Origin of the sequence: Clostridium subterminale, from assembly GCF_039521425.1 — a bacterium.
Classification (GTDB): Bacteria; Bacillota; Clostridia; order Clostridiales; family Clostridiaceae; genus Clostridium_J; species Clostridium_J subterminale.
Genome location: NZ_BAAACI010000007.1, coordinates 422,723 through 446,761, shown reverse-complemented (window position 1 = coordinate 446,761; position 24,039 = coordinate 422,723). Strand labels below are relative to the sequence as shown.

Genomic DNA, 24,039 nt, shown 5'->3' with positions numbered 1-24,039 from the left:
GAGTAATTTTAGATGGAAGAGTTAATTTTAAAAGGTAAAAAAGTAAAAGAAGCTGCGTACATATTATCAAATATTTCAACAAATGAAAAAAACAAAGCTTTAAATGAAATGTCAAAAGCATTATTAGAAAATGCTAGGGAAATAATAGCAGCAAATAAAATTGACATAGAAAATGCACAAAATAAGGGAACATCAGAAGCAATAATAGATAGGTTGCTTTTAAATGAAGATAGAATCAAAGGGATGAGTGGAGGCCTAACACAAGTAGCAGGACTAGAAGACCCTGTAGGTGAAGTAAGTTCAATAGTAACTAGACCAAATGGACTACAAATAGGAAAAAAAAGAGTACCTCTAGGAGTAATAGGAATAATATACGAGGCAAGACCAAATGTTACCTGTGATGCAGTAGGGCTATGTTTGAAATCAGGCAATGCAACAATACTAAGAGGTGGAAGTGAAGCTATAAACTCCAACAAAAAAATAGTACAAGTATTAAAAAAAGCGTTAGAAAAAACTCAGTTACCAGTAGATTGTATCCAATTAATAGAAGATACGAGTAGAGAAACTGTTAAAAATATGATGAAGTTAAATGAATATATAGATGTGCTAATACCAAGAGGAGGAGCAGGACTAATAAAATCAGTAGTAGAAAATGCTACAGTACCAGTAATAGAAACTGGAACAGGGAACTGCCATGTTTATGTTGATAAAAATAGTGACTTAGAAATGGCAAAACAAATAGTTATAAATGCAAAAACTACTAGACCAGCAGTTTGCAACTCTGAGGAAAAACTACTTGTTCAAGAAGATATAGCAAAAGAATTTATTACAGTAATAGTAGATGAATTAAGAACAAGAAAAGTAGAAGTTAGAGGAGACAAAAAATCTATAGAAGTAGTAAATGACATAATACTAGCAAGTGAAGAGGACTATTATAAAGAATATTTAGATTATATAATTTGTATAAAGGTAGTAAAAGATGTAGATGAAGCTATAACTCATATAAATAAATATGGCTCAGGACACTCTGAAGCTATAGTAACAAATGATTATCAAAATGCTCAAAAATTTCATCAACAAGTAGATGCAGCAGCAGTTTATGTGAATGCTTCTACTAGATTTACAGATGGAGAGGAATTCGGATTTGGAGCAGAAATAGGCATAAGCACCCAAAAACTACATGCAAGAGGTCCGATGGGACTTAAAGAGCTTACTACTAATAAGTATATAATATTTGGAAATGGTCAAATAAGATAATAACTAAGGAGTGAATCAAAATGATTAAAGTCATTTTGGTTCACTCCTTTTGTCATTTTTATTTTGTATAGTAACCAGGCTACCATGCTTGTAATTGGCAAGTTGGATTTAGAAAAAATCTTGAATTATTAAATATTTTAGAATGGATGATTTTAAATGTAACCATTCGTCTCCATATTGAAGACCATGACTTATATGCCATGGTTTATGTTTTTTGATCATCGGAGTATTGGATAAAAACTTTTTTGCTTTAGGAAGAAATAATGATGCCATAATTCTAGGAGCAACTGTAATTAACGAAGATTAATTCTTACATCTACAGAGGATAACTTATTGCATTTTTTACTCAATAAGGACTAGGAAGATAATCTGAATATATATATATATAGATGCAAATAATATAAATATGTTATTTAGAATAGGAAAGGTGTAGAAGGTAGCAATTCCAGATATTGATTGCTGCATACTACTAAAAAATTTATTTATGATATACAAATAGCAATTTACTTACTTTGAGTAAGAGGAGTGATAACATGAATAATGATTTAAGTATAGATATATTTTTGGATGAAACCAATACTCCATTTGCACCATATTTTAGCTCGGATGATTTTCACCTAGGCTCTGATTTGGAAGAGTTTATTTTATCAAAGCTACTGAATAGCAAAAGAAGAGAAGTTGATATATGTATTAAAGGAGAAAATGATTATGATGATAAGTCGTTGAAGACGGCTATAGTAAACACCTTTTCAAACCGTGTGGAAGAAAATGAATATATTTATCATAGAAATAATACGAAGGCTATTGTTTTGTATGCATTAGGCATCATTGTTGGTTTGATAGGCTTTAGTCTTTCAAGTAGTTATACTTATTTCGCAGGTATATTAAGCATAGTGTGTTGGGTATTTATCTGGTCAGGCACAGAAGTTTATTTTTTTGAAAACCGACAAATAAAATCAGATATAAGGAAGTGTCGAAATATTATTAATGCAAATGTGCATAAAAAATAGACACAAAGAATAACGAATTCTGCATAGATTAAAAATATTAATAAGGGCATTAAATGAAATAAAAGATATAATGGTGGATTATAAATATCACGCTTCATCACCACCATTAAAACCCTCGACAGAAATGTCGAGGGTTTTTTCCTAAGTGTAAATTTAGAAGTATTTAATCTTATACCAATAAGTGGATACTTTATAAGTCTAACACTAAAAAAATTTAATTGTATAGTTGTCGATTAATGAGGATATCTATACAATTATGTTGATATTTAAAATAAATTGTATTATTATAATCAATGTAATATTTCTCAAAGGTGGTGTTGATTATTAAATCTATTATAAAAAATATTGTATTTTTCGGTTTTATTATGGGTACAGTTGTTGGTGCTTTTTGTTGGTCATTTATATTTCTTATAAATCTGGCAAGTAATTTTCTGTGGCATGAGCTACCACATATTATAAATATAAGCAATTTTACCATTACTATAATTTTATGCACATTAGGAGGACTAATAATAGGTCTTTGTCAAAAGTTTTTAGGTCCTTATCCAAAAGAAATGGAAGAAATAATTCATGAATACAAACTTACAAAAACCATTGACTATAAACATCTACCCCAATATATTGTATGTGCTTTTTTACCACTAATTTTTGGAGGTAGTATAGGTCCTGAAGCCGGCCTTTTTGGAATGGCAGCTATGTTTTCAACTTTCTTAAGCATAAAAATTAAAAATTCAAATCCTGAATTAAAAGAAGACTTTATAAAAACCTCTACTAGTGCTGTACTTACTGCTATTTTTGAAGTACCACTTTTAAGCTCGGTTTCTTATGATAAAGATTCAGTTTATAAACTACAGCTTTTTTCTAAAAAACTATTAAATTATCTTACCTATAGCTGTACGGCTTTATCTACTTATTTTATAATAAAATTTTTAAATAATTTAACACATAAAGAAAGTTTTATTTTTAAATTAGCTCAAAATCATATCTCTAATAAAGATTTGTTGTTTTTTATACCTATTTTAATTCTTTCAATAATAATAGGTCTATCTTTTAATTATATAGGTCATTTGATAGAAAGTACTTGTAAAAAAACTAAATTAAATTCAAACCCATTTATTGCTGCCATAATTGGTGGATGTATTTTAGCACTTTTAGGAGCGTATTTCCCTCTTACCCTTTTTTCTGGTGAACATGCTTTAAAAGAAGTTATTAATAATTATGAAAAATTGGGGATATCTTACTTGCTGCTTATTTCCTTTCTAAAAATATTAGCTACTAAAATATCTATTAATTTCCGATGGGTTGGTGGCCAAATATTTCCTATAATATTTACATCCTTTTGTATAGCATTTGCTCTTAGTGGTATATTGAATATTAATTCAACTTATCTTGTAGCTATAATTGCAACTGGAGTAATTACAGTAGTGCTTAGAAAGCCTATTATAGCTGTAATTTTAATATGTTTATTCTTACCTATGACATATTGGATTTTTGCCATAATATCATCCTTTTCAATAAATTTTATAATTAATAAATTTATATATAAAACATCTTAGTAAATTGTTTTAGCTCACTTTAGCAATGGTGAAGGTATTGTAGGATTTTGGTGGATTTCAGAGACCATGATTCGCATCCACCATTGAAGTTCACGAAAACTCATATCTTTATGATATGAGTTTTTTTAATAAATATAATGTGCTGCATTAAAATTCATTAGTTGACTATTAGATAACTAGCTTATGAGCTTTTTATTCATAAAAAATAAAACCTTCCATTGTACAATGCAATCATGTAATTTATAATTATAGTAAAAATAAGTAAAATATATAAGCAAAAAATTTAGGGAGGATATTAATTTGATAAAACTTATAAATGTAGATAAAATCTATAAAACAGGAGACGTAGAAACTATTGCATTAAAAAATATAAATCTAGAGATAAAAGAAGGCGAATTTATTGTTATATTAGGACCAAGTGGTAGTGGTAAAAGTACAATGCTAAACGTAATAAGTGGTTTAGACACACCATCAGGAGGAGATATATATTACAAAGACCAAAAGATTAGTGACTATAGTGAAGAGCAACTATCAAAATTTAGAAGAGACAATTTAGGATTTATATTTCAACAATATAATTTACTTCAAAACCTGACAGTAAAAGAAAATATAGAAATAGGTTCGTCAATAGGTAAAAATCCACTAAATATAGATGAAGTTCTAAAAGCAGTAGGAATGAGTAGTGAAAAAGATAAATACCCATATCAATTATCAGGAGGACAACAGCAAAGAGTATCTATAGCTAGAAGTATAGCAAAAAATCCTACTATAATGTTTTGTGATGAGCCTACAGGAGCATTAGATGAAGATACAGGTAAACAAGTTCTTGATATTATCCAAAATATGAATGAAAAATTTAAAACAACAATAGTAGTAATAACACACAACCCCAATATAGCACTCATGGCTGACAGAGTAATAAAAATGAACTCAGCAAAAATAATAGAAATAACTGAAAATGATATAAAAAGAAAGGCAAGTGAGATAAAATGGGCGTAAAAGTATTATTAAAAAATACTTTTAATACTTTTAAGAAGAAGAAAATCCAATTACTTGCTATAGGTATAATAATAGCACTAAGTTCATTTTTGTACACTACAATGTTTTATGCCTTAGACAGCTTGAAAAAACCACTTGAAAGTTTTATGGAAGAAACTAATCAAGAAGATTTCTCCATAGATATGATAAATGGACTTACAGACTTTGATATTAAAAAACTTTCAACTGAAGAACAAATTGAAATACAACCTTTATTAACCTATAGATTAATAGATATAAAGAAATATAATGGAGATATATATAATGAAATAATAAACAATAGAATAAATGAGTTTAATAAAGAATATGATGGATATGATTTAGAACTTAGAGAATATAAAAAAGTGAACTTTAATAAAGACAATATAAGTAATAATGTAACTTTTTTTAAGGAAAATAAAAATATAAATCTATCATATATAGAAGAAGGAAATAAGCCAAAAGGAAATGATGAAATAGCGGTAACGAGAATATATGCTAAAAAGAATAACCTACAAATAGGTGATGAGCTAAAGATAGCGGGTAAAACCTATTCTATTTCAGGATTTGTATTGTTACCTGATAATACACTACCTATGACTAGTGAAGATTTTATTATTGATAATTCAAAAATAACACTAGCAATAGTGAGTGATGATGAATATGAAAAAATAAAAGGGAAAGAAGATTTTTATATTTGTGGTGAATTTGTAGATAAAAGTAGTATAATTGATGACTATGATAATGATTTAGAATTTGTTACAGATATTACTCTTACTAAGAATCAAATCAGGAGTGGTGCAATTTATGAAGAAATAGTTGCTGGTAAGGCTATGACTATTGGTATAAGTTTTACAATATCAACTATTGCAGTTTTAATAGTACTTATATTAATTTATAAAATAGTTCAAAATCAAAAAACACAAATAGGAGTTTTAAAAGCACTTGGATATTCAAAAAAAGAAGTATTAAGCCCATATATTATTCTATTATTTATTATATCTCTTCCAATGCTATTAATAGGGTATATAGGTGGAATATATGCATCAGCACCTATGAGAGAATTTTATCTAGAGTTTTATCTAATACCTAATGGGCAAGCTGTAACAAACTTTGGAGTACTATTAATAGCAATATTAATTCCTTTGTTTGTAATATTAGGTCTTTCGACAATAGTAATAAATAAAATGTTATCAAAAAATTCAGTTAGCTTAATGAAGGTCGCTGATAAAGACAAGGTAAGTAAGCTTAATAAACTTGCAAGTAAATTACTTAAAAATGCCAAGCCTCAAACAAAGTTTAAGTATTCATTTATATTTGCTAATACTAGTAAATTCGTAGTATTCTTCATAGGAATAGTATTTTCATCAATGCTTATAATAATGAGTTTTATGATGGTCGGTTTCTTTGATAAAATGATCTTAGATTATTACAAGTCAGTAGATTATAAATATGAAGCATATGTAGATTTAAGTAAAGGGCTTCCTAAGTTAAAAGACGATGAAGAAAAGTTTATAAGTTTACCAAATATAATGTACGAAGATGAAAATATTAACTTAGTGGGAATAGAAGGTGATAATAAACTTCATAAGCTCTTTAATAAAAAGGGTGATGATATTACTAAAAGACTTCAAGATGGAGTTATAGTAAACAGTAGCTTTGCTATGACTTATAATGTAAATGTAGGTGATCAATTAAGTATTAAAATAGGGAAAGATAAACATGAATTTAAAGTAATAAATATTTCAAAGGACTATGGAGCATCTAAAATATATATTAATAGAAGTGAATTAAGTGATATTATTACAGGTAATGATGACTTTTATAATGGAGTATACTCTAAGAATAGTATAGATGAAGATAAATATTTATCTGTAATAAATAAAACAGATATACTTCAGCAATCTGTTATGATGCAAAAATTTGTAAAAATAGCGATTTATGCTATGCTGATTTTAGCTATAGCTATTGCAGTAATAGTTTTATATGTTCTTACAACTATGACTATAGAGGACAATTATTACTCTATATCACTTCTTAAGGTTATGGGATATAGTAAAAAAGAAGTTAATTCAATGATATTAAAAAGCTATTTAGTTTATTGTGTAGTTTCTTATTTAATAAGCATACCTATTACAGTTTATGGATTTGGCTATGGAATGAAGTATTTAGCACGTGAATTTGGAATGGTTATACCTTTTGATTTTAATATTTGGTACGGGATAATAGGACTTGTTTTGATAGAAGTAATATTTTTTCTAGGTTCTTATGCAGCTAAAAAGAAAATAGAAAAAATATCCCTACAAGAAGTACTAAAAGAATATAGAGATTAAAAATAAATTTTAATTAACTCGTAGGGATGATTTTTGAAAATCGTATCCACCATTAAAATCCAAGAAGGGGCTTTCGTAAAATAAACTAATCTAAAAGAAATGTTGAGCATGCCCATATATTATTAACGCTCAGCCGTTTCGGAATATTGATTTACTAAAGTATTTATTCAAGGAAAAATCTACAACACAACAACTCGTATACACTCAAACAAGTTGTGTTGCTTTACGATTTTATCATTCATAAATACTAAGTAGTCAATGTTTTGGAGATTCTTCTAACAAGTTAGAAGAACTAGGTTCGAATAACTAAATCCAAGATTTAGATTCTTACTTATGCAAATGGCATTCGCTAACAATAATATAAAAGTGCAAGCTCAACATTCTATATAAGATTAGTGATATATTTTGCGAAAGCCCCTTTTTTATCCATGATATATTAAATAAATATTTAGCTAATATCAGGAAGAGAGTTTATCTAGTTAACTTTTTTATTATATCTTCGAGATCTGGATACATATTCAAAAGTTCCTCTCTCTCAAATAACTCAAAATCATCAAAAGTAAATGCAGGGGCTACCATACATCCAACTAAAGCAAATCCATCATTGTTCATAGAAGAACCAAATATATACCCCTTAGGAACTAAAACTTGTGGAACCTCTCCTTTTTCTATATCTAATCCTAATTGCTTAGTTATAAGCTCACCCTCTGGTGTTATCATATATATAGTCAGAGCTTGCCCGTCGTGGTAATACCACATCTCATCAGAAGTTAATCTGTGAAAGTGAGATACTTCTCCTGTTTCAAGTAAGAAATATATGCTACTAAATAATTTTTTATCTTCCCTAAAGAAATCTTCTGATAATACTGATTCTTTGAAGTATCCTCCTTCAACATGGGGTGTCATATCTAATTTTTCTATATAATATTGTGCTGATTTCATGCTGTACCTCCTAAGTATAATAAATCTATTATATCAAAAACTTAATGATTTGTAGAAATAATAGAGGTTGATAATATTATCCTTGATTTGGCTACTAATGGTAAAATTCATTTAGAAAAATGTAAGAATTCATTAAGAATTTGAAATAAATATATTAAAATTTAATTAGTACTATAAAAGTATGGAGGGATGATGATGTGGAAAAAAAAAATTAAACAAAAAAAATTACAATTAATTTTAATAGCAATTATTTTAATGGTATCTTCATCTATATTTGCACTATCTATGAGCTTTACAAGTACAGTTTCAAAATATACTAATGAGTATTATGGAGGAGAAAATATAAAGGATATTGTAGTGCAAACATATAATGATGATGTTATCTCAAAAGTAGAAAATTTTATTAAGGAAAAGGAAACTAATGAAATAGATGTTAGAAAAACAAAGGGGTTAACGGTAGATAGACAAGTATTTTTAGAAGATGAAAACCTTGATTTAGGAATGGCAAGTTTAATAATTTATGAGGGTATGAAATCTCATCCATGGGATGTAGTTGTAACAGACGGTGAAAAAGCAATGACTCCAAGTAAAGGTACTATTTGGGTCTCAAATCTTTTAGCTGATTCTAAGAATTTAAAAATAGGAGATAAGATAAAGATAAAAGATGGCGATGAATATAAATATCTAACTATTTCAGCATTAGTAAATGATTCATTAGTTCCAAGTTCTGTAATGGGATATAACAATTTATATGTAAATAGTAATGACTATGGGGATTTTAATGAATTTATTAAATCTCAATATATTGGTTATGATTCATCTAAAGAAGGAAATGATGCAACATCAGAATTAATTTCTTATATAGGTGGTTCTATCGATGGAGTTATTTACGATAAGTGGATTACTATATTTGCAGCAAATGCTGGAAGCCAAATTACAAGTGGAGTAGGGTTAAGTACAGCTATATTAATATTCATTGTATCTATTGTAATAATAAGATTTGTACTATGGAACAACATTTTAAAGGAGTATAAATCTATAGGTGTATATAAATCATTAGGATTTACATCAAAGCAGATACGTAATATATATTTAAAAAGCTTTGGAATAGTAGGAGTCATTGCAATAACCGCTGGAAGTTTCTTTAGTATTTGGTTTATAAATTATTTAGTAAAGATATCTATTAAATATATTGGAATATATGAAGGTGGTATAAATAATTTTAGCTTTATAGTTTTAACAGTAATATTAATGAGTTTTGTTTTAATATCTAATATTTATCTTTTACTTAGAAGAATAAATAAAATAAAGCCTGTTGAGGCATTTAGAATAGGAGTTACTTCATCTAAAGAGAAATTTAAGAAGGCAATTATTAGAGACGCTTCATCACCAATGTCTATGGCTATAAATGATATTTTTAAATATAAAAAGCAAAATATAATTATAGTAACAGTTTTATCCCTTGTAATATATCTTTCAGTATTTTTAGTTAGTGTAAATTACTCAATGATTAATATGAAAGATAATGCATGGAATATGTTTGGATTACTTCAGGGAGATGTTACCTTAGATTTTCCAAGTGGAGAGGCGTCATATGATAAGGCTTTAGAAGAAATTAAGAGTGACCCGAGAGTCTTAGGCGTAAGAGCGTGCTCATTTGATGTAGGGAAGGTCGCTTATTTAGATGTATCAAGATACAATATAAAAAATGCTCAAGTTATTACTTATTTATATGATAACTATGACAATAACCATGGGTTTAATGTATCTATTAAAGAGGGAAGAAATCCTAAAAATAAAAATGAAATTGCATTGTCAGAACAAATTCTAAAAGATGCGAATTTAGATATTGGAGATTATATTGATATAAAAGTATTAGGGGAAGAGAGATCATTACTTATCACTGGTAAATATATAGGCATGATGTCAAATAACTACAATATGAGAATGACCTTAGATGTAGTGCCTAAGGAAATTAGAAATAACCTTAATAACTTAAACATCAATATCACTTTAAAAGATAAAAATGATTATGAAGAGTTTAAAGAAGACTATAAACAGAAATATGAAGTATGTTCTATAGATACATGTCCAAGTTTGATTGCAACAACAAGCAAGTCAGTTATTGAGATAGTTATACCAGTTACTACAATTATTCTTTTAGGAATATTACTATTTAGTATATTAAATATAGTAAATCTTATAATTATGAATAATACCGATAATAGAAGAAATAATGCTATTATAAAATCTCTAGGATTTTCAAATATTTATATTTTGAAGAGAACTTTATATAGAATTATGCTGCTTACAGGTATTTCATCTTTAGTTGGATTTATTTTAAATGCTACTATATCTAAAAGTGTATTTAAATTCGCAATGATGGGAATAGATGGTTTAATGATTTCAAATGGTAAGGTTATAAGCACAATAGTCTTTATTGAAATATTAACTCTTGGTGCAACAATAATATCAATGTTTAGTATAAGAAAAATATCTACAGCGGAGCTTATGGAAGAGTAGGGGGAGAAGAGATGGAAAGTATTATTAAAGCAAATGGATTATGTAAATCATTTATTTTAGGAAAAACATCAAACAATGTATTAAAAAATATTAACTTAGATATATATGAAAGTGATTTTACTGTAATAATGGGCAGTTCAGGTTCTGGAAAAACTACATTGCTATATTCTATTAGTACTATGGATAACCCAAGTGCAGGTAGTGTTGAACTTTTAGGAAAAGATATAACTAATATAGGAGAAAAAGAAGCCACAAGTATTAGAAATAAAGATATATCATTTGTTTTTCAAAGTATAAACTTACTTTATGATTTAACTATAAGAGAAAATATAACTTATTGTGGTTATCTAAACAATAAAGACAAGAAGGGTGTAAATAAAAAAACAGATGAACTATTAAATAGATTAGAGTTGAAAGAGATTGAGAATAAATATCCTTCAGAAATATCAGGAGGACAACAACAAAGAGTTGCAATTGCTAGAGCATTAATTAACAATCCTAAGATAATTTTTGGAGATGAGCCAACAGGAGCACTTAATTCTTCAACAGGAGCCAGGGTTTTAGATATTCTTACAGAATTAAATGAAGAGGGACAATCCATAGTAATGGTAACTCATGATTTAAAGGCAGCTTCAAGAGCAAGTAGATTGATTTATTTGAAGGATGGAAGAATTGATGGTGATTTGTCTCTTGGAAGATATAATAAAAAAGATTCAGATAGTAGAGAAAAAAAGATATTTGAATTTATAAAAAGTAGGGGATGGTAAAATAATGATATAATGGAAGTGGGGGTGAGTAAAATGCATAATAAAATCTTGGTAATTGAAGATGATAATGATTTAGGAAACTTAATAAAAGATTACTTAGAGATAGATGGATTTCAGGTATTGATAGCTAATGACGGGTTAAAAGGCGTGGAACTGGCTAATGACCCTATGATAAAGCTCATCATTTTAGATATTATGCTCCCACTTTTAGATGGCGTTGAAGTTTGTAAAAGAATAAGGACCATATCGAAAATGCCAATACTTATGCTATCTGCTAAAAGTGGAGAGATGGATAAGATACTAACATTAGGCGTAGGGGCAGATGACTATATGACAAAGCCTTTTTCTCCAATGGAATTAGTAGCAAGGGTAAAAGCTCATATAAGAAGGTATACTTCATTTTCTAGTGATACACTATCAGATGTAAAACAATTTGGTGATTTAATAGTAGACTCTAAGGCATATAAGGCTTTACTAAATAATGAGGAAGTACCACTAACTTCTAAGGAGTTTCAAATATTAGATTTTTTTACCTCTAATCCTTCCCAAGTATTTTCAAAGTCTCAGGTATATGAAAGCGTATGGGGATACAGTGAATATATGGATGAAAATACTATAGCTGTGTATGTTAAAAGGTTAAGAGAGAAGCTTGGAGAATACGGTGAAAAGTCAATAAAGACAATATGGGGAGTAGGATATAAGTGGGAAATAATAGAGTAAAGGGTAATTACCTTGGTAAAAAAATTAGTATATTTACAGGGTTAATATATCTATTTGTTATATTATCAGTGGTATATTCTCTCCTAATTTTAAAGGAAGATATTAAAAAAGAAGATAAGTCTAATTTATTAAGAATAGAAACATCAAATCAAAGAGAATTGATTAAAGAAATGTTTAAAGAGAATAACTATTACATGGAAAATGATTTTTATAATTATACAGTTATAAACTTAAAAGGGGAGGTTATCTTTTCTTCCATAGATGATTTTAATAAAGGAGAAAAGATAAATCTTGAAAATGAAATAGGTTATGATAGTGCCTTTGACAATAGAAAAAATGGATTAATTAGATACAGTATACCTTTAGTTAATAATGATGTTCAAGAAGGAATTATAATTATAGATTTACCACAGAGTATATTAAAAAAGGAAAGCAAAAATGAGAAATTTATACCTCTGTGGATACTTTTATTTTTAATAGGAATATTAGCTTTTATGATAAATAGGTTTGTAAAAATAGACATAATAAAACCAATTAAAGAGCTCCATAGTAGTGCAAAAACCATACTAAATGGAAGCTATAAGTGTAAAGTAAACTACGATTACCATGGAGAAATTGGAGAGTTTTGTCATGATTTTGAAGCTATGAGAGATGAAATAATAGACTCAAAAGAAAAGGAAGAAAAGTTCAAAAGAAATGAAAAAGAATTATTAGCTTGCATTTCACATGATTTAAAAACTCCTCTTTCATCAATTTCAGGATATGTTGAAGGAATAAGAGATGGAATTGTAAAGGATGAAGATGGCATAAAAAGATATTCGAATATTATATTGAAGAAATCTAAGGAACTTTCAAAATTAATAGATGATATATTAGAACAATCGAAAACAGAGTTGAATGAAATGTCAATTGAAAGAAAAGAAATATATTCTGATGATTATATAAAGGAAGTTTTAGGTGACTTATCTATTGATGTAGCTACTCATAACATGAGTCTAACTGTTAAGGGAGAAATACCAAGAGCGTTAATTTTAATAGATTCAATAAGAATAGATCAAGTTATAAATAATATCATTGCAAATTCAATAAAATACTCTAGAGCAGGAGAGAGTATTGAGATTTGGATAGATGATGATATTGATAAAATCACTATAAATATTAAGGATTTTGGTAGTGGGATTAGTATTGGTGATATACCATTTGTTTTTAATAAATTTTATAGAGGTGAAAAGTATAGAAATACTAATATATCAGGTTCAGGACTTGGTCTTTCTATATCTAAGTATATAGTAGAGAGTCATGGAGGGAATATAAAGTGTTCATCTTCTTTAGAATCTGGAACTACTATTAGTTTTACTATACTTAAAATATAATTAATAAAGGTGCTGTCACACCTAGAAATTATTTTCTATTGTGCAACAGCCCCTTTTTTATCTTTTAATTTAATTGTTAGTAGGATTTACTTTATCTTTTCTTCCCACCATCCAAATGCGACTCTACCTTGAGCAAGTTCATTTGGGGTTTCTGGATTGGATAAGAAAATAATAAATGATCCTCCAGGAGGAAAAATAAATTTGCCTACTTCTTCGTCAGCAATTGTAACCTCTGGAAGGGCTCTTCTAACAAATGCCTTAACTCCACCTTTAGGTTCTCCTATAACATTGCTGGCTTTAAGCAACCTAATTCGTGGCTTTGGTAATGGACAAAGAGCTGTATTAGCTGGAGTAACTAATTCTGATACCTCTGGGCATCCAGGTGGATTTGAATTAAACCATATTTGCGCTCTTATTGGTGATTCTCCAATATTTGTGACAGTCCAAACATATACGTGTAGATTAACTCCTGAATAATAAGGATTTACTAATCCTGCCCATGCACTTTTACCTCTGCCAAAATTTAATTCATCTGCATAGCCTACAAAATATTTTCCTTGAAGTGAAAGATATAGAGGATATGGCATACTAGCTACTTGAGTTATTGGATTAGGTAAGATTATAGAGTCATTACAATTTTTTGTGTTTTCCATTTTCATAATATCTCCTATTAAAAGTATAGATTTTTCATATTTTTCATACATAAAGTTTAAGAATAAATCTGTATACTGTTAATATATGTTGTACGGATATAAGGGGTGTACAAGGAGTTGAAAATTTAGTATATCTGAGAATTTAAGATAGTGTTTAATATAAAGTTTAAGTATTAAATTCTAGATAGCTATAGGGAATAAAAATGTTACATACTCTTTAAAATAAGGAGTATGTAACATTAAATTTATATATTATTCTGTACGTAATGATTCTACAGGATTTTTTCTTGCAGCCATTTTTGCTGGAATAGCACCACCCAGCAATGTTAAAGAAACACTTATAATTATAAGTACTATAGCATGAACTGGATTAAGTTTTGCTACACCTTCAAGGTCTGTTAAATTCTTAAGAACACTATTTATTGGAAATGTTAATAAGTATGATATTAATATTCCAAGTAATCCTGAACAAGAACCTATTATGAATGTTTCAGCATTGAATACACGGGTTATATCTTTCTTTCTTGCACCTAATGCTCTCAATACACCAATTTCCTTTGTTCTTTCTAATACAGAAATGTATGTTATTATCCCAATCATAATAAGGGATACAACAAGTGATATTGCGGCAAAGGCAATTAAAACAAGGGTTATTGAATCCATAATACCACCAGATAATTTTGTGAATGTAGCTGCTAAATCTGTATATATTATAGAGTCTTCAACAGCATTTCCATCATTCCATGAATTTAAGTAATTAAGTACACTATCCTTGGTAGTAAAATCTTTAGGGTAAAGGGTGATAGCAAATGGTGTAGAAGTAGCACCTAATTGAGAAAGCACGTCATCTTTAGTAACATTAGGAGTACTACTACCTCCTCCCATTGGTGACATTGCAGCCATTGGATTAGTAGGCATACTAGTTCCAGCAGTGGCACCTCCAAAAGGCTTTCCAGTTAATACATTATAGTTAGAATCTTGCTGTACTTTAACAATTTTAGAGTTTTTAGCATTATCAATAAAATATTGTGATAATTCATCTGAATATGAAAGTCCAGGTGAAAGAATTTCTAGCTTTGAATTTTTGCTAGAACGAACTATACCAGCAATTTTAAGAGTAATAGCATTATCGTTATTATAAATATCTATAAGATTGTCTGGAGTACCGTTTATTGTAAATATATTATCCATCTGTTTGTAGTAATCATCATTTAAAGCTAATTTAAATTCCTTGTTTATAATATCATCAAAACTTATAGTCTCTGATTCAGAATCTATACCCAAAGCTTCTAGCATAGAGTTGTCAAGTCTGTTATAGCTATCTACAATAAGAACAAGATCCGTTTTTTCTTTAGGATATGACCCAGCTAATAAATCATAATTGCTTTCAAGGTATCCTTTAGTATCTAAATTTAGACTATTGGGATATGATGAAAAGTTAATTTGAGATGTATTTACTGGAGTTGCAGTTTTGCCATCAGATTTCAAAAGATTCATATTAACAAGTCTTGTATAGGACATTCCAGAGAGCAGAGATGAATCAATATTTTCAATATACTCTATGTATTCATCGGTAAATACATTTGTGTGTTCAATACTATTTTTACTAGGGTCATAAGGATAAATGTAATCTACATCTGGAAATTGATTTTCATTTACGGAATTACTCACTGCTTCTTTGTGTTGCTCTCTCATTGCATCCATATCAACTTCGGCGGTTTTTTGATTAATCATTATTGGAAAACCAGATAATGTACTATTTTCAAATTCTCCAATTTGTTTATCGAATCCATTTGATAATGAAAGTATTAGGGCAATACCAATTATACCTATACTTGAGGCAAAAGCAGTAAGTGCTGTTCTCCATTTCTTTGTAGATATGTTTTTGCCAGATAGTTTTAAAGCAGTAAAGAAACTCATACTTGTTTTCTTAAGTTTATAATCAGAAGTATCTAAGTCATCATAAAATGGATTGCTATCAGATTTTATCTCACCATCTCTAAATTCAACAATTCTATCAGCATATTCATTAGCTAACTCTGGATTATGAGTTACCATAACAACAAGTTTATCCTTTGAAATTTCTTTAATAAGCTCCATAATTTGAATACTTGTATGAGTGTCTAAAGCTCCAGTAGGTTCATCTGCTAAAATTATATCAGGGTCATTAGCTAGTGCTCGAGCTATAGCAACTCTTTGCATTTGTCCTCCTGACAGTTGGTTTGGTTTTTTGTGAACATGGTCCTTTAGGCCAACCTTTTCTAATACCTCAAGAGCTTTTTTGTGTTTTTCTGTAGTTGAAACTCCACTAAGGGTCATTCCCATTTCCACATTATCTACTATACTTAGGTGTGAAATTAGGTTATAGCTTTGAAAAATGAATCCAACACTATTATTTCTATAGGCATCCCAATCTGAGTCTTTAAAATTTTTTGTAGATTTACCATTGATAATTAAATCACCATCATCATATTGATCAAGACCACCTATAACATTTAAACAAGTTGTTTTTCCTGAGCCACTTGGTCCAAGAATTGCAACAAATTCAGATTTTCTAAATTTTAGGCTTATTCCATCTAATGCAACTTGAGTAAATTCGCCTGTAGTATAACTTTTAAATATATTTTTTAATTGTAACATTATGCTCCTCCTTTACGATTAACTTTTCTAATTGTAAAATCGTAATATGAACCTAATATGAATTATGGTCTAAAATTATATTTTTATTTCTAAAGTTCATATTTAATTAATATGAAATAATTATTATTTAAAGTAACATAATAAATTGAGGTGATAATATTGTTTAATATACTTGTTGTTGAGGATGATAAAAACTTAAGAAAACTTATATCTGCAACCTTAAAACAAAATGGATATAACTCATTAATGGCAGAAGATGGAGAAATAGCTCTTGATGTTATAGATAAGGAGCATATTGATTTAGTAATATCTGATATAATGATGCCTAAGCTAGATGGCTACAGTTTAGTGAAAGCTTTGAGAGATTCAGGATATAGTATGCCAATACTTATGATTACAGCTAAGGAAATGTTTGAAGATAAGAGAAAAGGATTTAATGTTGGAGTAGACGATTATATGGTAAAACCTATTGATATAAATGAAATGATATTAAGAGTTGGAGCACTTCTTAGAAGAGCTAAGATTTCTAATGAACATAGACTATCTATAGGAGATATTATTTTAGATTATGATTCAATATCTGTAAGCCGACACGGGGAAAGCATTACCCTTCCTAAAAAGGAATTTTACTTGTTATTTAAATTATTATCTTATCCTAGTGTTATATTTACACGAAGACAGTTATTAGATGAAATATGGGGTATGGATAATGAAGTGGATGAGCGTACTGTAGATGTCCATATAAAAAGATTGAGAGAAAGATATGATAGTTGTACAGAATTTGAGATTGTCACAGTACGCGGTCTTGGATATAAGGCGGTTAAGAAGGTATGAGAAAAAATCTAAGAGTGAAGTTTGTATTAATTCTTCTATTGATGATGATTATATCAGGAATTTGTTCCATTATAATATCCATAATAATGTTTAGTGGAAATATAGAGAAAGAATCAAAAAATGCCCAAAGGAAAGTAGTAGATACTATTTTAGAATTACATAATAATACAGATTTTACTTTAAATAAAATTATAGAGCTAAGTAATAATGATAGATATGAAGTAATACTTATTAGTGATTTACATGAATATACTGGAACTGTTGATAAACTTCATGAGAGGGAATTTCTACAAATTAAAACAAAGAGACTTCCTATTATTAATACTATATTAAAGATAGATGATAGGTATATAAAAATATCTAATTCATTTAATGAAAAAAGTGCGCATATACGTGCATTTCTTCTAACTACTGCATCCTTAATTATATCTACTGTAATAGCTACCATAATATCTGGTATAGCATCAAAGCGAATCTTAAGGCCAATAAGAACTTTAAGTAAAGCTACTGAAGAGGTGGCAAAGGGAAACTTTAGTGTTAAAATAGGTATTCCTAAGGATTATGAATTTGCATTATTAGCAAAAAATTTTAACAAGATGGTTCATGAGCTTAGTAGTATAGAAACCTTAAGGAATGATTTTGTTAGTAATGTTTCTCACGAGATAAAAACACCCATTGCATCTATACAAGGTTTTGCAAAGTTAATTCAAGATAAAAATTTAAATGATGATGAGAGAAGTGAATTTACAGATATTATTATTAGTGAATCATCAAGACTTTCTAAGCTAACTTCAAATATATTAAAGCTTTCAAAACTTGAAAATCAAGATATCATCACTGAAAAAGTAGAGTTTGCCTTAGATGAACAAATTAGGTGCGCAATTCTTATAATGGAACCAGAGTGGAGTGAAAAGGGCATTGACTTGGATATAGATCTAGATAAAGTAAGTATTATAGGAAATGAGGATTTATTACAGCAAGTATGGCTAAATATAATAGGAAATGGTATTAAGTTCACAGAGAAGGGTGGAACTATTGGTATCAAGCTAATGGATTTGCAGGATAAAATAGTTGTTAAGGTTTCAGATAATGGTGTTGGAATGAATGAAGAAACTCAAAGACATATTTTTGATAAGTTTTATCAAGGTGATAAATCTCATTTAAGCAAGGGCAATGGATTAGGACTATCGCTTGTAAAAAGAATAATTGAACTATGTAATGGTGAAATAAAGGTTAAAAGTAAGCTTAATTATGGTACGACTTTCACAATAGAATTACCTAAAAATAATATTCTTAATAAATAGGATATTCCTATTTATTAAGAATTAATAAAATCCACGACAATTTGTCGTGGATTTTTGATTGAGCCTTTACTTCATAGTTAAGGTCTTCCATTCATCTACAAGAATCCCATATTCATAGGTGTCTTTCCAGAGAGGATTACCATTTTCATCCTCAAAGAAATAGATATTTTGCAGAAGGTGTCCTTCTCTTCTCATATTTACAGCTTCAAGCAATTTCCAAGAAGGTATGTTTCGGGGATCACAATTAGCAATTATACGTCTTGTGCCTAGATTTTCAAAGGAATATTTCATAATAGCTTTTACACTTTCAGTAGCGTACCCTTTTCTATGATATTTGGAATTAAATATATATCCAATTTCCCAAGTCATAAAATCCTCTTTACTAAAATATAAATTGCCAATTACTTTTCCTGTACTTCGCAAGGAGACAGCCAAAAATGTATCACCCTTTGACCTGGATAGTGCTTCTTCTTTACAATCTTCCTCAGAAAATGGCTTGAATGGTTCAAATTTTAATACTTCCCCATCAGATAAATATTCATATAAATCACTCCAATCCTCAGGAGTAAAGTTACGAATTATTAATCTTTCAGTTTCAACTTTACAAATCATTTTAAATACTCCATTTCATTCATTATTTGTAACTATTTAGATGCTAATACTTATTGTAAAGAATATCATAATGAAAAACAATATATTGCCATGAAAAATTTTATTTGTTCTATTGTAGTTTTAAGTATGGCATTTATATAATAAAGTTGCTGAAACCACATGGATAAAACAAATAGTTAAATAGTTATCTAGTTATATAGGAAAAGATACCAATAAGAAGATTAGAGAAAACTTCAGAAGAACCACTAAAATTAAATTTATGTATCAATAGTAATGATGTTGCCATAAAAAGACTTTTAATAACTTTAACTGGAACTAAAAAACTAAAAATGGAAAATATAAACTGATTGAAGAAATTGTAGAAAATCGAGGAAAGTACAATAAAAAGAAGTTAAACTTAATTAATCAGTAATTAAGATTTTTACTTATATTAAGATTGATAGTATTATAAATCATAGTTACTGGTAAGTTAATATATGTTTGCAAGCATTAAATAGGTTTAAGGAGTTGTACTTTGTGGAAATAAACAGTATTATCCTAAGCCCAGAAGTATATAGATCTGATGCGGAGAAGATAGCTGATTGGCTTAGTGATGAGGAGATTATAAGGTATTTAAATGAAGATAATAACGTTAGAAAAAACTTAATTAATGTTATAGATAGAATAAATATGCCAATTTTAACTCATTTATTTAATAATAACTGTAGGTTTTTTACTATTAAAAATCCATATGGAACTATAGGTTTTTTAAGACTTATACCAAAAGGTGAAACAATTGAGATTGTTATTGCTGTGGGAGAAAAGGAATTGTGGGGAAAAGGTATAGGCCACAATGCAGTTATGGAAGCGTTAAAAACTTCTTTTTTCGAAATGAGAACAGAAAAAGTTGTTGCAAAAATTAAGAAGGATAATAAAAGGTCTCAAAATCTTGTTATGGGAATTGGTTTCAAAGAAGCTAAAAAGCTTGAGAAAGAAGTAGAATACCATATTACAAAGGAAATATTCTGTAAGAAAGTAGCATAATAATCTTTTATATATGAGAGTAAATAAAGTAATGAGGAAAAATTAAAATACAACCACTCTAGGTTATAAACCAAAGGTGGTTGTATTTTTGTTTTGAATCAAGAGATAGCAGAAATCTTAATATTAAATTTTTATAATTTAACTATGATGTTAAATTTAAAACAAAAATTGACAAGTATTCAGAATTATTATACACTAATATTAATTCGAGTATCGAAGTAATTTTCAAAGGTTTAAGAAAGTAAAAAAATACACTTATTATATAAATTTTCAATTTGAAAAATAAATTATAAAAGAATCAAATTTAGAGCTAATCATTTATGGTTAGCTCTAAATTAAGGATAAATAGAGTTTTGACTTATTAAATTTAATTAGGAGGTAGATGTATGGCAAAATTTTCGGAAATTTTTTCTCCAAAAGACATGACTGAGGGAACACCTTGGAAGCGAATTGTTGAATTTTCATTACCAATGCTTATTGGTAATATAGCCCAGCAGTTTTATAACACCGCAGATTCTATTATTGTAGGTAAATATGTAGGTGATAATGCACTGGCAGCTGTTGGTAGTGCATCTCCAATATTAAATCTTTTACTTGTACTTTTTGTTGGAATTGCAACAGGAGCAGGGATCATGGTTGCTCAATATTTTGGAGCAAAGGATAGGGAAAAGCTTTCTCGAACCATTGGAGTATGCATAACTCTTACCGCTATAGCATCAGTGATAATAATGGTTATAGGGCCTCTTGTTACTCGTCCATTGTTATCTTTTCTTAATACGCCAGAATCTATAATTGATTGGTGTGCAGATTATCTTGTTATTTATTATCTAGGTATCTCAGGCTTTGCTTATTACAATATTTTAGCAGGGGTGCTTAGAGGACTTGGTGACTCTATATCTGCCCTTGGTTTTTTACTTATTGCTACAGTTTTAAATGTAATACTTGACCTTTGGTTTGTTGCAGGACTTGGTATGGGTGTACCAGGCGTTGCTCTGGCGACTATTATTGCTCAAGGCGTATCAGCAGTTCTTTGTATTATTAAGTTAGCAAGAATGAAAAGTACCTTTGACTTTAATTTTAAGATGCTTGTTCCAGCCAAGGAATATTCTATGAAACTTATAAAACTTGGATTGCCATCTGGATTTACTCAAGCCATATTTTCTATTGCAATGATTGTTGTACAATCTCTAACTAATAGTTTTGGCGAAATGGTTATAGCATGTAATGTAATTGTTATGCGTGTAGATGGATTTGCTATGATGCCTAACTTCACCTTCGGTAATGCAATGACGACCTACGCTGGTCAGAATATAGGTGCTAAGAGGATGGATAGAGTCGATAAGGGGACTAAAGATGGTACTATGATTGCTGTTGGGGTTTCTACTACTATAACAATTTTAATTTTGATCTTCGGTAAATATCTTATGGGAGTTTTCACTGATACTACAGAGCTAGTTGACTTAAGCATGCATATGATGCGTATTCTTGCAGTAGGTTATATTGCTATGGCAGTAACTCAAAGTTTATCAGGTGTAATGAGAGGTGCAGGGGATACTATGACACCTATGTGGATTTCTCTAATTACTACGGTAATTTTACGTGTACCTGTTGCTTATGGTATTGCATATTTAACACGTAGTGCAGCTTATCCTACAGGGAGACCAGAATCTACATTCATATCATTGCTTGTTTCTTGGACACTTGGAGCAATTGTAACTACGGTTTTCTTCAAGAGAGGTAAGTGGAGAAATAAGGGATTTGCAGGTAATGATTGATTCTATATACTAGGGTAGTGTCAACACCTTCATTGATTATAGGTGTATAAAGGTGGTTATTTATTATATAAATTTAAAATAAAACCATGGCAGCTTGCCATGGTTTTTGTTACTACATTTACTTATTCTTTTCATATATAATATTATCATAAAAGATTTTTTAAAACTTATATCTATAATTATATATTACTAATAAAAAAAATATATATTATGATAGAATTAAGGTAATTATACTTTGAAATTTACTTATGTAAATTAAGAAACTAAAATTCTAATTTTGTATAGTACATAGCATAAAAAGTAAATCAAGTAAGTATAGACAATAATATTAAGAAGGAGATAAACTTGAGAATATCAATAAATAAATCATATATAAATAGAATAAATTTATTATCTACAGGAATAGGGTTAATACTTCTAGCTATAGTTATTTTATATAGTAAGACCAAATTTTTAAGTATAGTTATGTGGTCAATTTCTTTAATATTTATTATTAATGGTATCTTTCAAGTTATAAGTTTAGTTAGTAATAGAAATAAAGCAATGACTAAAAGAATCACCTTAGGTAATGCTGTTTTTAATATAGCTCTAGGATTTTGTGTAATGTACTTTAGGAATATTTCTTTCTCTATTTTGGCGATTTTATTTTCAATGTATACTATTTTGAATGGAATAATTAAAGCAATTATTTATTATATCTATTTAAAAGATAAAGTTAAAGGCAGGATAGCAGTTTTAATTGAGTGCATAATTTACTTTATATTTGGAGTGACATTGTTATTTTCACCACTATTACACCTAAATACTATACTTACAATTATAGGAGTGTATTGTCTGCTATTTGGGTTTAATTTTATAAAGGATTTTATTCGTGAGATTATACCAAAAAAAACTAAAAATAAGCTAAAACGTAAGGTGAGAATAACACTGCCTGTATTTTTGTTAACTTTAATACCACATAAGGTTTTAACTAAGATAAATGAATATCTTGAGAGCAGTGATGAAACTATTTATGAGTTTGTTATAGATAAAAAAAATAATAGTAAAGAACAAAGTGATATGGAGGTTTTTATACATGTTACATCAGAGGGCATTGGGGTTGTTGGACATGTAGACTTGTGCTATGATGGACAAGTTATATCCTATGGAAATTATGATAATGAATCCTTTAAATTGTTTGGTTTAGCAGGTAAGGGAGTATTATTTGTAGCAGAGAGGGAGAAATACATAGATTTTTGTACGAATTATAGCAAAAAAACTATCTTTGGATATGGCCTAAAGTTAAATGAAGAGCAGAAAATAAATATAAAAAATAAATTGGATGAAATTAAAGGTGATTTGGTGAAGTGGGAACCAACTATAGTTAAAGATATAAGAGAAAATAAAATAAAGCCTAAATATAAAGATTATGCAAGTATTCTATACGAATCTACAAAGGCAGAATTTTTTACATTTAAATCAGGTAAATTTAAAACCTATTTTGGATTAAATACAAACTGTGTATTACTTGCAGATAGTGTAATAGGACGTTCTGGAATTGATATTCTTGGGATAGGTGGAATAATTACACCAGGAACTTATTATAACTATTTTCAAAAGGAGTTTAGAAGAAGAAATAGTATTGTAATTAGTAGAAACATATATCTATTATCAATAGAAAAAAGTATATAAAAATATTTATTACATAGGAGGAAAAAATT

18 protein-coding genes are annotated in these 24,039 nt (G+C 28.6%); 14 read left to right on the top strand and 4 right to left on the bottom strand.

The genetic code is table 11. The annotated features are described in order from the left end of the window. Window positions 1-12: 12 nt before the first annotated feature. From ABDZ93_RS15705 to ABDZ93_RS15685, 5 genes are all read left to right on the top strand, one after another. Complete coding sequence (locus tag ABDZ93_RS15705; protein ID WP_343827406.1) at window positions 13-1,257, top strand: glutamate-5-semialdehyde dehydrogenase; 1,245 nt, start codon at window positions 13-15, stop codon at window positions 1,255-1,257. 533 nt (window positions 1,258-1,790) lie between these two features. Next, window positions 1,791-2,267, top strand: coding sequence for a hypothetical protein (locus tag ABDZ93_RS15700; protein ID WP_343827405.1), 477 nt, complete (start codon window positions 1,791-1,793; stop codon window positions 2,265-2,267). 365 nt (window positions 2,268-2,632) lie between these two features. Continuing rightward, window positions 2,633-3,823, top strand: a complete 1,191-nt coding sequence (locus ABDZ93_RS15695; RefSeq protein WP_343827404.1) for a chloride channel protein — start codon at window positions 2,633-2,635, stop codon at window positions 3,821-3,823. A 294-nt stretch (window positions 3,824-4,117) separates the two neighbouring features. Next, complete coding sequence (locus tag ABDZ93_RS15690; protein ID WP_343827590.1) at window positions 4,118-4,822, top strand: ABC transporter ATP-binding protein; 705 nt, start codon at window positions 4,118-4,120, stop codon at window positions 4,820-4,822. Beyond that, window positions 4,813-7,173, top strand: coding sequence for an ABC transporter permease (locus tag ABDZ93_RS15685; RefSeq protein ID WP_343827403.1), 2,361 nt, complete (start codon window positions 4,813-4,815; stop codon window positions 7,171-7,173). The genes ABDZ93_RS15690 and ABDZ93_RS15685 overlap by 10 nt, the downstream gene beginning before the upstream one ends. Before the next feature lie 471 nt (window positions 7,174-7,644). Here ABDZ93_RS15685 and ABDZ93_RS15680 read toward each other — a convergent pair whose 3' ends face one another. Beyond that, window positions 7,645-8,115: a cupin domain-containing protein gene (locus tag ABDZ93_RS15680; RefSeq protein WP_343827402.1), complete on the bottom strand. Its 471-nt coding sequence runs from the start codon at window positions 8,113-8,115 to the stop codon at window positions 7,645-7,647. A gap of 195 nt (window positions 8,116-8,310) precedes the next feature. Between ABDZ93_RS15680 and ABDZ93_RS15675 the strand changes: the two genes are divergently transcribed. From ABDZ93_RS15675 to ABDZ93_RS15660, 4 genes are read left to right on the top strand one after another with little or no spacing between them, the layout of a single operon-like run. Next, window positions 8,311-10,638: an ABC transporter permease gene (locus ABDZ93_RS15675; RefSeq protein WP_343827401.1), complete on the top strand. Its 2,328-nt coding sequence runs from the start codon at window positions 8,311-8,313 to the stop codon at window positions 10,636-10,638. 11 nt (window positions 10,639-10,649) lie between these two features. Further along, window positions 10,650-11,405 (top strand): ABC transporter ATP-binding protein, encoded by a 756-nt coding sequence (locus ABDZ93_RS15670; protein WP_343827400.1) that lies wholly within the window; start codon window positions 10,650-10,652, stop codon window positions 11,403-11,405. Between the two features lie 33 nt (window positions 11,406-11,438). Beyond that, window positions 11,439-12,125, top strand: a complete 687-nt coding sequence (locus ABDZ93_RS15665) for a response regulator transcription factor (RefSeq protein WP_343827399.1) — start codon at window positions 11,439-11,441, stop codon at window positions 12,123-12,125. Further along, window positions 12,107-13,498, top strand: a complete 1,392-nt coding sequence (locus ABDZ93_RS15660; protein ID WP_343827398.1) for a HAMP domain-containing sensor histidine kinase — start codon at window positions 12,107-12,109, stop codon at window positions 13,496-13,498. Before ABDZ93_RS15665 ends, ABDZ93_RS15660 begins: the two co-directional genes overlap by 19 nt. Before the next feature lie 86 nt (window positions 13,499-13,584). Here the strand turns inward: ABDZ93_RS15660 and ABDZ93_RS15655 are convergent, their stop codons facing one another. Together ABDZ93_RS15655 and ABDZ93_RS15650 are read right to left on the bottom strand one after the other, a co-directional pair. After that, window positions 13,585-14,151, bottom strand: coding sequence for a DUF6143 family protein (locus ABDZ93_RS15655; protein ID WP_343827397.1), 567 nt, complete (start codon window positions 14,149-14,151; stop codon window positions 13,585-13,587). A gap of 252 nt (window positions 14,152-14,403) precedes the next feature. Then, window positions 14,404-16,791, bottom strand: coding sequence for an ABC transporter ATP-binding protein/permease (locus ABDZ93_RS15650; RefSeq protein ID WP_343827396.1), 2,388 nt, complete (start codon window positions 16,789-16,791; stop codon window positions 14,404-14,406). Window positions 16,792-16,950: 159 nt separating this feature from the next. On the opposite strand from ABDZ93_RS15650, the gene ABDZ93_RS15645 reads away from it, so the two are divergent. Both ABDZ93_RS15645 and ABDZ93_RS15640 read left to right on the top strand, forming a co-directional pair. Continuing rightward, the gene (locus ABDZ93_RS15645; protein ID WP_343827395.1) at window positions 16,951-17,625 is read left to right on the top strand and encodes a response regulator transcription factor; all 675 of its coding nucleotides are present in this window, start codon (window positions 16,951-16,953) and stop codon (window positions 17,623-17,625) included. Next, on the top strand, window positions 17,622-18,929 hold the full coding sequence (locus ABDZ93_RS15640) for a sensor histidine kinase (RefSeq protein ID WP_343827394.1): 1,308 nt from the start codon (window positions 17,622-17,624) through the stop codon (window positions 18,927-18,929). The genes ABDZ93_RS15645 and ABDZ93_RS15640 overlap by 4 nt, the downstream gene beginning before the upstream one ends. Window positions 18,930-18,995: 66 nt before the next feature. On the opposite strand, the gene ABDZ93_RS15635 is transcribed toward ABDZ93_RS15640, so the two are convergent. After that, window positions 18,996-19,541, bottom strand: a complete 546-nt coding sequence (locus ABDZ93_RS15635; protein WP_343827393.1) for a GNAT family N-acetyltransferase — start codon at window positions 19,539-19,541, stop codon at window positions 18,996-18,998. Window positions 19,542-20,057: 516 nt separating this feature from the next. Here ABDZ93_RS15635 and ABDZ93_RS15630 point away from each other — a divergent pair. The 3 genes from ABDZ93_RS15630 to ABDZ93_RS15620 all read left to right on the top strand — a co-directional run bounded on the left by ABDZ93_RS15630 (window position 20,058) and on the right by ABDZ93_RS15620 (window position 24,010). Continuing rightward, window positions 20,058-20,564: a GNAT family N-acetyltransferase gene (locus ABDZ93_RS15630; protein ID WP_343827392.1), complete on the top strand. Its 507-nt coding sequence runs from the start codon at window positions 20,058-20,060 to the stop codon at window positions 20,562-20,564. A 386-nt stretch (window positions 20,565-20,950) separates the two neighbouring features. Further along, window positions 20,951-22,339, top strand: a complete 1,389-nt coding sequence (locus ABDZ93_RS15625) for an MATE family efflux transporter (RefSeq protein ID WP_343827391.1) — start codon at window positions 20,951-20,953, stop codon at window positions 22,337-22,339. A 345-nt stretch (window positions 22,340-22,684) separates the two neighbouring features. Further along, window positions 22,685-24,010 (top strand): HdeD family acid-resistance protein, encoded by a 1,326-nt coding sequence (locus ABDZ93_RS15620; protein WP_343827390.1) that lies wholly within the window; start codon window positions 22,685-22,687, stop codon window positions 24,008-24,010. Window positions 24,011-24,039: the final 29 nt, after the last annotated feature.